Origin of the sequence: Vibrio sp. A1-b2 (genome assembly GCF_021726015.1) — a bacterium.
Lineage (GTDB): Bacteria > Pseudomonadota > Gammaproteobacteria > Enterobacterales > Vibrionaceae > Vibrio > Vibrio diazotrophicus.
Genome location: NZ_JAKKCI010000001.1, coordinates 173,331 through 187,584, shown reverse-complemented (window position 1 = coordinate 187,584; position 14,254 = coordinate 173,331). Strand labels below are relative to the sequence as shown.

General features: G+C 41.8%; 15 protein-coding genes. 11 read left to right on the top strand and 4 right to left on the bottom strand.

The window, feature by feature from the left end; all coding sequences use genetic code 11:
• Window positions 1-7: 7 nt before the first annotated feature.
• The 8 genes from L3V23_RS00845 (at window position 8) to citG (ending at window position 8,178) form a co-directional block, all read left to right on the top strand.
• Window positions 8-1,309, top strand: a complete 1,302-nt coding sequence (locus L3V23_RS00845) for a sodium ion-translocating decarboxylase subunit beta (RefSeq protein WP_042482055.1) — start codon at window positions 8-10, stop codon at window positions 1,307-1,309.
• A 166-nt stretch (window positions 1,310-1,475) separates the two neighbouring features.
• Window positions 1,476-3,095, top strand: coding sequence for a sensor histidine kinase (locus L3V23_RS00840; RefSeq protein WP_146029083.1), 1,620 nt, complete (start codon window positions 1,476-1,478; stop codon window positions 3,093-3,095).
• Window positions 3,092-3,784, top strand: a complete 693-nt coding sequence (locus L3V23_RS00835) for a response regulator (protein WP_042482057.1) — start codon at window positions 3,092-3,094, stop codon at window positions 3,782-3,784. Before L3V23_RS00840 ends, L3V23_RS00835 begins: the two co-directional genes overlap by 4 nt.
• Window positions 3,785-4,023: 239 nt before the next feature.
• Window positions 4,024-4,320 (top strand): citrate lyase acyl carrier protein, encoded by a 297-nt coding sequence (gene citD / locus L3V23_RS00830; protein WP_042482059.1) that lies wholly within the window; start codon window positions 4,024-4,026, stop codon window positions 4,318-4,320.
• Window positions 4,317-5,192 (top strand): citrate (pro-3S)-lyase subunit beta, encoded by an 876-nt coding sequence (gene citE, locus L3V23_RS00825; RefSeq protein WP_042482061.1) that lies wholly within the window; start codon window positions 4,317-4,319, stop codon window positions 5,190-5,192. Before citD ends, citE begins: the two co-directional genes overlap by 4 nt.
• A 72-nt stretch (window positions 5,193-5,264) precedes the next feature.
• Entirely contained in the window at window positions 5,265-6,734 is a 1,470-nt protein-coding gene (gene citF / locus L3V23_RS00820) for a citrate lyase subunit alpha (RefSeq protein WP_042482207.1), read from the top strand.
• A 3-nt stretch (window positions 6,735-6,737) separates the two neighbouring features.
• Complete coding sequence (gene citX, locus L3V23_RS00815) at window positions 6,738-7,259, top strand: citrate lyase holo-[acyl-carrier protein] synthase (protein ID WP_042482063.1); 522 nt, start codon at window positions 6,738-6,740, stop codon at window positions 7,257-7,259.
• A complete protein-coding gene (citG, locus tag L3V23_RS00810) occupies window positions 7,246-8,178 on the top strand; it encodes a triphosphoribosyl-dephospho-CoA synthase CitG (protein WP_102965963.1) in 933 nt (310 codons plus the stop codon). The genes citX and citG overlap by 14 nt, the downstream gene beginning before the upstream one ends.
• 78 nt (window positions 8,179-8,256) lie before the next feature.
• Here the strand turns inward: citG and L3V23_RS00805 are convergent, their stop codons facing one another.
• Complete coding sequence (locus L3V23_RS00805; RefSeq protein WP_102953023.1) at window positions 8,257-8,535, bottom strand: hypothetical protein; 279 nt, start codon at window positions 8,533-8,535, stop codon at window positions 8,257-8,259.
• Window positions 8,536-8,581: 46 nt separating this feature from the next.
• Window positions 8,582-8,857 (bottom strand): hypothetical protein, encoded by a 276-nt coding sequence (locus tag L3V23_RS00800; protein WP_146029330.1) that lies wholly within the window; start codon window positions 8,855-8,857, stop codon window positions 8,582-8,584.
• Between the two features lie 386 nt (window positions 8,858-9,243).
• Here L3V23_RS00800 and L3V23_RS00795 point away from each other — a divergent pair, with 386 nt between their 5' ends.
• Entirely contained in the window at window positions 9,244-10,563 is a 1,320-nt protein-coding gene (locus L3V23_RS00795) for a DNA repair protein (RefSeq protein ID WP_102965962.1), read from the top strand.
• 67 nt (window positions 10,564-10,630) lie between these two features.
• Here the strand turns inward: L3V23_RS00795 and L3V23_RS00790 are convergent, their stop codons facing one another.
• A complete protein-coding gene (locus L3V23_RS00790) occupies window positions 10,631-10,864 on the bottom strand; it encodes a TIGR02647 family protein (protein WP_042482070.1) in 234 nt (77 codons plus the stop codon).
• Window positions 10,865-11,201: 337 nt separating this feature from the next.
• Here L3V23_RS00790 and focA point away from each other — a divergent pair, with 337 nt between their 5' ends.
• The gene (gene focA / locus L3V23_RS00785) at window positions 11,202-12,044 is read left to right on the top strand and encodes a formate transporter FocA (RefSeq protein ID WP_042482072.1); all 843 of its coding nucleotides are present in this window, start codon (window positions 11,202-11,204) and stop codon (window positions 12,042-12,044) included.
• 262 nt (window positions 12,045-12,306) lie between these two features.
• Here focA and L3V23_RS00780 read toward each other — a convergent pair whose 3' ends face one another.
• Window positions 12,307-13,095, bottom strand: coding sequence for an ABC transporter permease (locus L3V23_RS00780; protein ID WP_102965961.1), 789 nt, complete (start codon window positions 13,093-13,095; stop codon window positions 12,307-12,309).
• Between the two features lie 197 nt (window positions 13,096-13,292).
• Between L3V23_RS00780 and L3V23_RS00775 the strand changes: the two genes are divergently transcribed.
• The gene (locus L3V23_RS00775) at window positions 13,293-14,198 is read left to right on the top strand and encodes a manganese-dependent inorganic pyrophosphatase (protein ID WP_102965960.1); all 906 of its coding nucleotides are present in this window, start codon (window positions 13,293-13,295) and stop codon (window positions 14,196-14,198) included.
• Window positions 14,199-14,254: the final 56 nt, after the last annotated feature.

Genomic DNA, 14,254 nt, shown 5'->3' with positions numbered 1-14,254 from the left:
ATCTGAAATGGACAGTGTAATCGGCTTAATCAGTGATTTTGGCATTCTACACCTGCAATGGGGCCAATTTCTGATGATCGTCATTGGTATGATTTTGCTCTATCTGGCAATCGTGAAAGGTTTCGAGCCATTGTTGCTCGTGCCTATCGGGTTGGGTGGCATTCTTTCAAACTTGCCTGATGCGAACCTTGCCATTAATGCGGTAGATGCCGCCATTCATGCAGGTAAAGCAGATGTAATGCAAGCATTCGCGCAGATACTCAACGTTGTTGAGTCAACACCGGATGCTATTAAGCATGCATTGCAAATGGCTACACCTGAGCAAAAGATGCATTTGGGTTTGCTTGCGGAGCAATATCAATACTCTGACGGCATGTTGTATACCTTTTACCATGTCGCCATTGCGTCTGGGGTTGGGCCTTTAGTGATATTTATGGGCGTTGGCGCGATGACAGACTTCGGTCCGTTGTTGGCCAATCCTAAAACTCTATTACTGGGTGCCGCCGCGCAATTCGGCATTTTTGCAACGGTATTAGGCGCTCTTGGACTGAGTCAGTTGGGTATAATGGATTTCACAGTAGCTCAAGCTGCAGCGATTGGCATCATCGGTGGCGCAGACGGACCTACGGCTATTTATGTATCGAGCCTGCTCGCTCCTGAACTCTTAGGTGCAATAGCGGTAGCGGCATATTCGTATATGGCACTGGTTCCTATGATTCAGCCACCAATCATGCGTGCGCTGACTACGGAAGCAGAACGCAAAATCGAAATGAAGCAACTGCGCAAAATCGGCAAGATCGAGAAAGTGTGTTTCCCGTTAATGTTGCTGGTTCTTATTGCAATGTTGCTGCCTTCAGCGACGCCACTGATGGGTATGTTCTGTTTTGGTAACTTGATGCGCGAATGTGGTGTGGTTGAGCGCCTTTCTGACACGGCACAAAATGCTCTCATCAACATTGTGACCATTTTCCTTGGGTTGTCTGTGGGTTCGAAACTTATGGCAGATAAGTTCTTGCAACCACAAACACTAGGCATATTGGCTCTGGGGATTGTTGCTTTCTGTGTGGGAACCGCAGCAGGTCTATTGATGGCGAAACTTATGAACAGACTTTGTGTTGAAAAAGTTAACCCACTCATAGGATCCGCAGGTGTTTCAGCAGTTCCAATGGCAGCTCGCGTCTCAAACAAACTTGGTTTAGAAGCGAACTCGCAAAACTTCCTGCTTATGCATGCAATGGGTCCCAATGTTGCGGGCGTTATTGGATCAGCGGTTGCCGCCGGTGTAATGATTAAATATGTGCTTGGTTAATATTTCCGAAAATCAATAACTAAGGAGGGAGACTGAGTTCTCCCTCTCTGCGTTTTTATTGTCTTTTGATACACATTACTAACTTGGCTGGCGAAACGGGCTAACATTCGTATCTGAATTGAGCACTTTATAAGTTCGCACTACTTAATAATAAGGAAATAAATGTATGAATATGATGGAAAAGATGAAGACTGGAGCTTCTTTTCGCGTCAAAGTTTTTCTTCTTATTTTTGCTCTTATGAGCCTTCAGATGATTTTCATGGGTGTGAACTTTCATCAGTCCTTACTAGATACGCTGGAACATCAAGTTGGAACAAGAGCGTTAATTCAAGCAAAGGAAATTGCTAGCGACCCGAACTTAATTCAGGAAGTGAGGATCAAAAACATCCCTGCTATAGAGCGAATTATTAATCGCTTAACGAAAATATCGGACGCGAGCTTTATTGTTATTGGTGATGATGACGGCACTCGATTATCTCATCCGGTTAAGGAGAAGATTGGCTTACCAATGCAAGGAGGGGATAATGCGGCGGCATTGGAAAACGGAGAATCCTATATTTCGGTTAGCAAGGGCTCTTTGGGATATGGCGTTCGTGGTAAAAGTGCCATTGTTGACTTCGATGGTGAAATTATTGGGGTTGTCTCAGTTGGTTACCTGTTTAACCGATTTGACCAATGGCTGGTATTTTATGCCAAACCGGTTTCGTTTGAGCTGGGTGCTATTCTACTTTTGACGCTGATCGGTGCCTGGCTTTTTTCCAGTCACATCAAAAAGAAAATGAACGGAATGGAACCAGCAGAAATTGCGTTAGCACTCTATTTACAGCGCTCTATTCTTCAATCCGTTTATGAAGGGATTATCGCTATCGATAAAACTGGCAAGATTCTCGCAGTAAATAAAAGTGCGATCGATTTGTTAGGAACAGATAAAGAAGTGAGTGAAATAAAGAATAGAAGCATATTGGAATACCTAAATCATACCCAATTCTTTTTTCAAACTCCTTATGAAGAAAATATAAAGGATGAGATCGTATCTATTAACGGGAAAACACTCATAGCTAATAGAGTGGCTATCTTTGATAGAGACTTGTTAATTGGATGGGTCATTAGTTTTAGACATAAAAATGATATAAATTCGCTAACGGCAGAATTGACTCAAATCAAACAATATACAGATAATTTAAGAGTAATGAGGCATGAACATGCTAACAAACTATCAACAATCTCGGGGCTGATTGAAATCGGTGAATATGAATCAGCGCTCTCATTAATCAATAATGAAAATACTAAGAAACAACAACTTATTGATTTCATACGTTCAAGAATAAAATGCAAACAAGTGGCTGGAATTCTACTTGGGAAATATGCTCGATCTCAAGAACTGGGACTTCAGTTACAGTTTGATCCTACCTGTCAGTTATATAATTTGCCGGACAATATTGATGATGATGAATTATCTGCAATTATAGGTAACTTGATCGATAACGCATTTGAAGCAACGCTTAAAAACCCTGAGAGCGATAAAGTAATAACGTTACTTATTACAGATGCAGGTAAAGAATTAGTTATTGAAATTGGGGATAATGGTTGCGGTATTGATCCCGAAATAGCAGGGACCATTTTCAACCGAGGAGTTACAAGTAAAAATGATGATAAAGGTCATGGTATTGGCCTGTATCTGATTAACCGTTATGTAACTAACGCGGGTGGCGTCATCTTGGTCGACAACGCAGAGCCTAAGGGCACTATTTTTTCTATTTTTATTCCTAAGAACGGTAACCGATGATGGACTCTATAGATGTTTTAATCGTTGAAGATGAAGTTGGAATTGCTGAATTACATGCTCAGTTTTTAAGACAGATGATGCGTTTTAGACCTGTGGGTATCGCAAATACTATTAGCATGGCTAAAACAATGCTGAAGGTTAATAAACCGAACTTAATTATATTAGACAACTTTCTCCCTGATGGTTTAGGCATCGACTTATTAAGAAGTATTGTTGCAGACAAGTCTGACTCAAAACCTGATGTTATATTGATCACCGCTTCAAGCGAAATGGAAACGGTTAAAGAGGCAATGCACTGTGGATGTTTTGATTATTTATTGAAACCAGTGTCGTATGTTCGCTTAAAGGATACATTAAACCGCTACGTTCAATATCATAGTGCAATGAATGCTTATGATAATATTAGTCAGCGCCACGTCGATGACCTTTTTAATATTCAGGCTAGAGAGAAGTCTGCCAATACGTTACCAAAGGGCATTGGTGAATTGACTTTAGATAAAATAAAACAGACTTTTATTGAAAATACTGGGATTAAATATACAGCTGAAAGGCTAGGTGAACAGGTCGGAATAAGTAAAACAACAGCAAGACGTTATTTAGAGTATTGTTCAGCTAATGGTTTTTTAGATGCTGAAAATGAGCATGGCAGAGTGGGCCGTCCTGAACGAGTCTATGTAAAGTCTAATTAATCATTTCTTAATTTGAAAAGCGGCTAAGGATATCTTTAGCCGCTTTTTTGTTTCCTACCAAACGGAACAATTTAAACCATTTAAATCATTAATGGTTTTTAGCTTCCGACTAAACATGATTAGCATCGCCAAAAACATAGCGGATAGCAAAGAGAATAGGCGTTAGTTATTCGGCATTGAGCATTCTTTGCCTTTATTCAATTTTCTGCCATCCGAAATGGGATTCATGAGGTGCATACATGATAATCAATCAGCGATCATACGCTGGAACATTGGAATCTAGCGACTTACTAGTCGAAATAGTCCCGTCAGCCACAAAGAGTTTGGATATAGAAATTACCAGTTCCGTTGAAAAGCAATTTGGAGAGTTAATCAAAAATACGGTCATCAGCACATTGTCAGAGATGGGCGTTCAGTCTGCGTTGGTCAAGATCAACGACAAAGGTGCTTTGGACTGTGTCATCAAAGCAAGAGTACAAGCCGCGGTGATTCGAGCAACCGCCGGCAGTGATATTGTTTGGGGGAGATTAAAATGAGCAAATTGCGCAGAAGTATGTTGTTTGTCCCCGGGTCAAATGCCGCGATGTTGAGCAACTCTTTTATCTATAACCCAGATGCCATCATGTTTGATTTGGAAGATTCTGTATCAATTCGTGAGAAAGACACGGCAAGAATGCTCGTTTTCAATGCCCTTCAACATCCAATGTATAAAAACATTGAAACCATCGTGCGTGTTAACGGTTTGGATACTGACTTTGGTCCACTCGATGTCAAAGCGGTGGTGAAAGCAGGCGTGAATGCTGTGCGTCTTGCTAAAACGGACAGTGCTCAAGATGTTCATAATATGGAAGAACTCATCACGGAAGCTGAGATGGAGTTTGGCCGTGAAATTGGCAGTACCAAAATGCTTGCTGCGATTGAATCTGCTATGGGTATCAATAATGCAGTCGAAATTGCAAAAGCATCAAGTCGATTGATTGGTATCGCTTTGGGTGCAGAAGACTATGTTCGCGACCTTAGAACTCAACGCACGGCTGAAGGTGTGGAACTCTTGTTTGCGCGATGTTCTATTCTTCAAGCGGCAAGAGCCGCAGGAATTATGGCTTTTGATACGGTTTATTCCGATGCAAACAATGAAGAAGGCTTCATTCACGAAGCTGAGCACATCAAATCTCTGGGCTTTGACGGTAAGTCACTGATTAACCCTCGCCAAATCGAAATTATTCACAACATCTTTGCTCCAACCCAAAAAGAAGTTGATTACGCAAATGCCGTTATTGAAGTGGCGGCAGAGGCAGAAGCCCAAGGCTCAGGCGTTGTGTCACTAAACGGCAAGATGGTCGACGCACCAATCATAGAGCGTGCTCGGTGGACACTACAACGTGCGAAATCAGGAATCAGACAGTAGGGCAATATGATGACAACTATAACTAATGCAATTGATCGTGAACTAGATATTGATGTTGAGAAATGTCCAACACTGTTGCCATATTCTGGTGCGCATCAACTGACTTCTTATCTGCTAAACAGAGATACCAAGAGAAGTCGTAAACTCTTTGAAACCTTAGAAGAGGCAATCAAAAGCGTAGGTCTTGCTGATGGTATGACTATTTCGTTTCACCACTCATTTCGAGGAGGAGACAAAACCATCAACATGGTAATGAATGTGATTGCTACGATGGGCTTTAAAGACCTCACTTTAGCGTCAAGTTCACTCTCTGATATTCATTCACCGCTTGTTGAACATATTAAAAATGGCGTAGTGAAAAAAATATACACATCCGGAATGCGTGGGCAATTGGCCGAAGAAGTGTCTCGTGGTCTGCTGGCTGAGCCTGTTCATATTCACTCCCATGGCGGACGTGTTCACTTAGTTCAAAGTGGTGAACTGAATATCGATGTCGCGTTTGTCGGTGTCTCAAGTAGCGACGAGTTTGGTAATGCCAATGCTGTAAAAGGTCAGTCTCGCTGTGGTTCTCTTGGGTATGCTCAAATTGATGCTCAGTATGCGAGAAAGACGGTGGTGCTTACGGAGTCTCTTGTGGATTTCCCAAATACTCCAGCGTCAATCGCCCAAGACCAAGTCGATGCGATTGTGAAAGTGGTAGAGGTGGGTGACGCTTCTAAGATTGGCGGTGATGCAACGCGTATGACAACCAATCCTCGCGAATTGTTAATTGCTCGCAAAGCTGCTGACGTTATTGAGCATTCGGGTTATTTCAAAGATGGTTTCAACTTGCAAACCGGTTCTGGCGGTGCATCTCTAGCGGTAACACGCTTTTTAGAAGATAAGATGGTTAGAGGTAATATCACGGCGAATTTTGGCCTGGGTGGTATTACGGCCACTATGGTAGCTCTGCACGAAAAAGGGTTGATTAAAACACTGCTTGATGTGCAGTCATTCGATTCCGTTGCCGCTGATTCATTGGCTCGCAATCCCAATCACATTGAAATCTCTGCCAATCAATACGCAAACCCTTCATCTAAAGGTGCGATGGTTGATCGATTGGATGTTGTCGTCCTCAGTGCGCTAGAAATTGATACCGATTTTAACGTCAACGTTATCACAGGTTCAGACGGTGTAATCCGAGGCGCTTCTGGCGGTCACAGTGATACTGCTGCGGCAGCAAATTTGACTATCGTTGTCGCTCCGCTAATTCGTGGTCGAATTCCAACCGTTGTGCATTCGGTATTGAATGTTGTGACTCCAGGGACACAAATTGACGTATTGGTTACCGACCATGGCATTGCTGTAAATCCAAATAGAGAAGAAGTTAAGGCTCGCTTAGTAAACGCAGGTATTCAGACCACCGATATCCATGAGTTGCAGCAACGAGCTGAGTCGTTAACAGGCAAACCAAAGCCGATTGAGTACTTAGACAAAGTCGTTGGTTATGTTCGTTACCGTGACGGTTCTGTCATTGATGTAATTCGTCAGGTTAAGGAGTAAATCGTGTATCGAGGACCAGCAATCACCCTAGAGCAGGTCTTAGAGAATCGAGAGCTTCGAGCTGAACGGCAAAGAGAATGGGTTTCGACCCATTCTCTGCCCATCGTGAGCTTTACGATTAACATGCCCGGCAGTGTCAAACTAAACCAAATATCTCAAATCGGATTTAAAGCTGGTCAGGAACAAATCAGAAAGGCATGCATGCACTCTGGCTGTTCGAGTTTTATTAGTCAGTCGTTCATCAATGATTGTGGCTGTGAAGCGATTAGTGCGGTTGGCGGCATTTCTCCTCAGCAGTTAAAGCGTCTGATGATTGAGGTGGAAGATACGCATCCGTTAGGTCGTTTATTCGATATCGATGTTTTTGATTCACAAGGCGTGGTGCTTTCTCGTGACCAGCTCGGATTGGCAAGAAGACGGTGTTTCATTTGTGGCAAAGACGCAAAATTATGTGCTCGTAACCGAGTTCATCCACTTCCAGCCCTGATTGACAAATTGAGTGAGATTATTCATGAATACCACTAATTCTTTACGTTGGCTTTTGAGCGACTGTTGTTTATATCAGAAAACAGATTATGGGACATTTGAACTCAATATTTGCGAACTGGTGGGGAATTTGGCCTATCACGCGATGATGCTTGAAGTTCATCTGACGCCAAAACCAGGCTTGGTTGACTGTGTATCCACTGGCGCTCATAGCGATATGAACATTGATACCTTTATTGCAAGTGCAAATAGCCTACGCCCCTACATGCTGAAGTTTGTTAAATCTGGCTACGATCAATACATCACTTCGCCCGCAAATCTCCTTCCTAACCTTCGAAAAATTGGTATAGAAGCTGAGAGAGCAATGTTCGCCGCGACTGCAGGTGTAAATACCCACAAAGGTATGATTTTTACGCTTGGTTTGATTTGTGGCGCAGTTGGCTGGCTATATAGAAAAGAATCCACCTTTGCATCTTCCCGAATTCAATCGGTAATCAAAGAGTGCTGTGCTCAGTTGGTTACCGATGAGCTTGAGCATTCAAACAAAATTCCCGTTACGGCAGGAGAACAAATATACCGCCGTTATGGATTAGCCGGAATAAGAGGGGAGGCAGCAAACGGCTACCCTATGATTTTCGACTGCGCATTGCCAACTTATGAACTCGCAATCGATAAAGGTTCGTCTGAAGAGCAAGCGATGTTTAAGACCTTGTTGACGATCATGTCGTGCAATGAAGATTCAAACTTGGTTCACCGAGGCGGTCTTGAAGGACTTGAATATGTAAAAGCACAGTCTAAATCTCTGCTGGCAAGCTGTGAAATTCATGATGATGATTTTGAACAGCGAATGCAGGATTACGATAAACAACTGGTAGAAAAAAATCTAAGCCCAGGCGGAAGCGCCGATTTGCTGGCTGCAACCTGGTTGATCGCGCAGCTAAACTTACTTAACCGCTGACCTACGCATTAGCTATTCAATAAAAAAAGGCAATGGAAAACATCTCCCATTGCCCACCAACAATTCCCTACAATCAAATCAGTGTTGATCAAAACCTATTGGAACTACTTCGATATCATTTTCCAGCTCAATTGGGTTATGGAAGTTTTCGTAGTGATGCTGGCAAAGAGGTATCTGAAATACATCGTCAGCTTGGTTATTTGAATTGCTTGGGTTTTTGCTCTTAACCAGAACCTGACGCGTATATTTATTCGTACAATTTACTTCTGCACAAAATGTATTTTTTAACTTATTTTTTGAATCAGAGAATTCATTTATCAGATTTGATTCACTATCTAATATATTGTTCACGAGCATATCGTAATCCTTTGGAGTACTTCGTTTATTATTTGATGGGTAATCGCTATAAAGTAAATCCGATAGGGACAAGTTCAACGTTGTCTAGGATTTCTAATTGGCTGCTTTCTTTGTTACCGTGCTCTGCGCAGAGCGGAACCACGTAGATCGACTCTTCCTGATCATTAGGGTCAGCAACAAAAATGGCTTGGTTGTGGTTTTTGGCACAGTTAGGTACTGAGCATTTTTCGTGGCTACTTTTACTAAAGTATTTCCAATATGAGAGCCAGTTTTCTTTTGCTTTTTGAGTTATGAATTCTTCTGATAACCGTGAAACTAACATGATTTTATCCTCTTGGACTAATAATCTGTATGCCACTATTACAACGTTAATTACCATTTCAGTTTCCAATTAAATTCATATGTTTTTGTGGTTTTTAAAGAATATTTAAATTTTATGGCGGTAATCTAAAAGAGGGCTTTATCGAGGATGTTTGGCTAGTAGAAACTAAGGCATCAGCATAGATGATATTTGTTTTTTATCAGGCACCAATTTAGGTGTTCATTCTGTAATCTATATTTATGAAAAGTTTGTGTTTTATTATTTTGGTCTATGAATTAAAGTGCCATAGCACACTGTCTTTTCTTTAAGACATCTTGCTTTCGTTAAGGTAAAGGTAGTGATGCAGGTTGACACTATTCAGTTGTAAAAATAATAAGGTCTAATCAATGACAAATATTAGAATGACACTATTGGCTTCAGTAGTCGTCTTTACGCTTGCCGGATGTCAAAGTACATCGGAACCCGTTTCTCTTACCCAAGAAACAAATCATGTTGAACAATCCGTAGAAACTCAGTTTGCTGAGGTCGATCAGGTATACCAAAGTTGGTTGGAAATACTAAAAGACAGCGATAACTTAGCCTTGTATTCACCAACCCATTTCCGCCAGCTAGCGGATGCATGGTTAGGTTCGACAGAAGTTTATAAACAAATCGAATCTGAACCTGCATTGATTAAAAAAGACTACTCGCTGTTTTCAAGCAAGAGCTATAAACAAGTCTTTGAAGAGAACCTTGCTAAGGTTGATACCTCGTATCGCGAGCTTCAGCGATTTAAGCTGAAAGCGGATAACGCATTAGCCGACGCAATCGCACAAATGGTTTATTTAGATAGTATTGCAACCGTTAGTTATTTCCCTTCTGACTACAAGAAAGTAGATGCGGACTATCGCAGTTTGTTTATCGATGTACGTGATGACAAGCTGGAGTCGGCGCAGGAAAAACAAGTGAAATTCCTAGCTAAAGCGAAGCTACTTGAAGTTAAGGTTAACCACAAAATCTATATCGAACCTTTAGAGAAGCAAGCAGCAGTACTTAAGAAAGAAGGGTTGTCTCGCGTTGCTCCATTAACTTTTGACCGAGTAGAAGGTGAGATTACCTTAGCGACGAATGTAGTTTCGACCAATCCTAGAGATACACAAAGTGTTCAGAACGCTGTTAAGCGAGTTGAGTTCGAATTAAAACACGTCGCTCAAGTAGCGCATCAAGTGAAGTTGTTGTCAGCGGTTGAAGACAACAAATTCGAGCCGATAGTGCTGGAAATGGAAAACAACTTGTTTGCTATCTCTCAGAAAATTGACGGCTCAGACTATCGTGACACTATGTTGCGTGAACAGGCAGAACGTATTTTAACCAGCGTGGAAGGTTTAGTTGCAGCGGATAAAACCAATGCCCTAAAAGAGCAGTTAAGTGCGTTAACGCTCAAAGTCGAGACCTTAGAAGCGGACAACAAGAAGCAAGTTGAGGCTCTTGCACAAGCCTCAGCCAGAGAGCAGCAACTTCAGCAACAGAAAACGCGTGATGAGCAGTATATTCGCCGTATGGATGAGTTGGTGGCTTCTTTAAAACAACTTCAGGTTACGCCAGAAAACAAAACAGCAAGTGAAGTTGAAGCTCCCGTAAGTCCTTCAACGCCAGTAGAAAACACTTCGTTAAGTGAACCCTCTGCCTTGCAGATCGAGAGTGCAGCACAAAGTGATGCAAGCTAACTGGACTTAGACCAGTAAAAACAAAAAGAGCGCCATTGGCGCTCTTTCTTTATTGTCTTAAGGATGTTTATGCAGTTAGTACTCTTAAAATACGATCAGCGTTTTCAGCCATTTCGATACCTTCATCAGTCAGATATCCACCATCAGGCAATGTGCATAGCCCTTTATCATAGAGTCGTTTTGCGGCAGCTTGTATAGCTTCTCCCGCTTCGCTATGTACCTTAATACCCGTTGCAGCACTGCTGATGTCAAATTGGACAAGAAGATTTAATTCATCTAAGTGTTGTTGGGAAAATTTCATTACACACCCTTCTTACTCGTTAAGTTAGTTTCACAATAGGCTCAGCCTTAAAAAGACGCAATAACCTCAAAACAGAAGTGTTATCTAGAACCAATATGGGCGTTTTTTACACATAACAAAATCTTCACAACCTTTGTCGCATAAGGCTTCAATAAATTACTCAGCGTTATTAAAATTCTATTTTTTATTCTTAAACAGAATTTAATTTGTTAATTAGGTCTTTCGAATTGCTCCCGAAATAAACATTTTTAGTTAACGTAAAAATAGCCCTTGAATATTCGTGGTTTTGGAGCGATTATCGCGAGCTCTCATTGTATCAAAATGTAACTTTTTAATTATGGAACATAGTCAATTCGATTCGTTGCTCCCACCTCAAATGGCTGAACGTGCCGCTGAGACTGGGGTTGGTAAAGCAACCAAAGCCGCATACAAATCTTTTCTTCTAGCCATTTCTGCGGGTATTCATATTGGTATTGCATTTGTGTTTTACACCGTAGTGACAACTGGCGCTCACGATCTACCTTATGGCGTTACGAAATTATTGGGCGGTATAGCGTTTAGCTTAGGCCTTATTCTTGTGGTCATTACAGGCGGTGAGCTTTTTACCAGTACAGTCCTTACTCTGGTTGCAAAAGCCAGCGGGAAAATCTCATGGCGCCAGTTGATGAAAAACTGGACAGTTGTTTATCTGGGTAACCTCGCAGGTTCTGTTTTATTAGTCGCTATTATGTTGTCCACACGCCAATACATGGAAGACGGTGGTCAACTTGGTCTAAATGCCATGGCTATCTCACAACATAAACTCCACCATACTTTTATTCAGGCATTTTCTTTGGGGTTGATGTGTAACATTCTTGTTTGTCTAGCGGTATGGATGACGTTCAGTGCCCGATCACTGACAGATAAGGTCATGGTGTTGGTACTACCTGTCGCTATGTTTGTATCTTCGGGTTTTGAACACTGTATTGCCAACATGTTCCAAGTACCGATGGCGATTGGGATTAAGAATTTCGCTCCGGAAGCTTTTTGGCAGATGACAGGGGCGAATATTGCAGACTACGCTGACCTCAACATGATGGACTTCATCATCAATAACCTGATTCCGGTAACACTGGGTAACGTTGTTGGTGGTGGCGTGTTTGTTGGCATGTGGTACTGGTTGATCTATCTAAAAGACTAGGCTGCATCACTGAAATTGACAGTTATTCAAATAAGAAAAGCGGCAGAAATGCCGCTTTTTTCATGATTTCTATCTCAAGCTTTTGTTGCGCAACAAAACTCGTTATTCACCTTATCCACAATTTCTGTGGATAACCTGTTTTAAATACCGTGTGTAAACGCAACTGAATGATTTTTTCGACAATTGTGCACAAATTACGTGCGACAAATGCACTATTTTAGGTTGTTACATAAAGGTGATATTTTGTACTAAATTTCAATTTCTAGTCACGAAATGTCACATTTACTCGACCTTCTTTAGTAAAAGTAGCCTTTAACGTTAAATGAATGGATAAAGTGAGAGAAATTGTCATCATTACAAATATGGCAATCATGATCATCAATTGATATTTGATTGCGACAAGGGGAGAAGCCCCGCCCAGTATTTGTCCCGTCATCATACCCGGTAGTGTCACTAAGCCCGTCGTTGCCATTGAAGCAAGGATGGGAGCATTGGCTTTCCGTAGCGCATTTCTCACAAAATCCCGCGAAGCATATTGAGGTGATGCACCTAATGAGATTGCGGCTTCGTATTCACTTTTTCGTTCTTCAAAAGCGGTGAACAAGTTCTGCAAAGCAACGATGTTTCCGCTGAGACTATTTCCTAAAAGCATTCCGGCTAACGGGATCAGATACTGCGCGCTATACCAAGGTGAAGGCTGAACAATGCCGAAACAGAGAATGATCACGATAGGAAATAGCCCTGCCGCTAAACCCAAAACAATCGGCATAAGCAACTTATGGGTTGGAAGACGTGTTTTTGAAACGATAGAGCTGGCTCCGATGAGTATCATCAGGGAAAGCCAGATGAGATTAATCCAAATACTGTTGAGCTTAAACAGATATTCCAGATACATACCGACGAGTATCAGTTGTACGGTCATTCGACCTACGGAAATGAAGATTTCTTTACTAATACCCAGTTGATAAATTCTACTCACCATAACGGGAATGATGAGCACTGAACTAAAAAGGGCTAATTGCCACCATGCGATATCAATCGTGCTATTCACGTTTTCTCCCGTTTAATCGTTGTTATTCTTTGAAATCCTTTTGCCAATTATTACTCAACCCTCGATTCCAACAAGCAAAAAATCGATGAGTTAGTCACTCTTTATTGATTTAGCTCCATGAAGAGTTCCGCAAAATAAGTACAGTACTCATCTTTATGTGTTGTTTACCCTCAAGGGTCAGAATAATAGGAACAGTGATGATTTTAGTAGTCGGTCATAAGAATCCAGACAGTGATAGTATTTGTAGCGCATTAGTGGCTGCCGAACTGTTGAAAGCACGTGGTTTAGAAGCGAAAGCGGTACGCCAAGGCAAAATCAACCGTGAAACTCAGCACATCTTGACTACCGCAGGCGCTGAACAGCCTGAATTACGTACTAGTGTAGCTGGTGAAAAAGTATGGTTAGTTGACTACACCGACTTAGCGCAAGCGCCTGATGACTTAAATGAGGCAGAAATTCTAGGTATTGTCGATCACCACCGTTTGGGTGATGTGATGACAGTGAATCCACTGGAAGCATGGATTTGGCCTGTAGGCTGTACTAGCACTATTTTGTTTAACCTATTCAAAATGGAAAATGCTCCAATCACTAAGCAAACAGCAACGCTTATGATCTCTGCGATTCTTTCAGACACGGTTGGTTTTGCTTCTCCTACTTGTACTCAAAAAGACAAAGACGCCGTTGCTGAACTGGCTATTCTGGCTGAAATCGAAGATCTAGATGCATTTATCCAAGCTCTTCTGATTGCTAAAACAGACATTGAAGGTTTATCTGCGGCTCAATTGGTTGAGAAAGACCTTAAAGCTTACCCATTTAATGGCCGTGATGTTGTCGTTGGTCAAATTGAACTAGCGACATTAGACCAAGTTGCCACTATGATTGATGCGCTAGAAGCGGATTTGGAGCGTCGTTGCGAACAAGAGAACCTTGCGTTTGCAGCTCTAATGCTGACTGACATCACTACAGCGCAAACCCGTTTGTTGTTTAAAGGTGAGTGGTCAGAGAAACTGGCGAAGCATCTGTCAGACGGAGTATTGATGATGGAAAATACTCTAAGCCGTAAGAAGCAAGGCTGGCCTTGGTTACAGACTGAGCTAGCTTAATCGCTGATTTCGGGTATGATGCCCAGCCTAATAAAGGTTTTAACGCCCATAGCTTA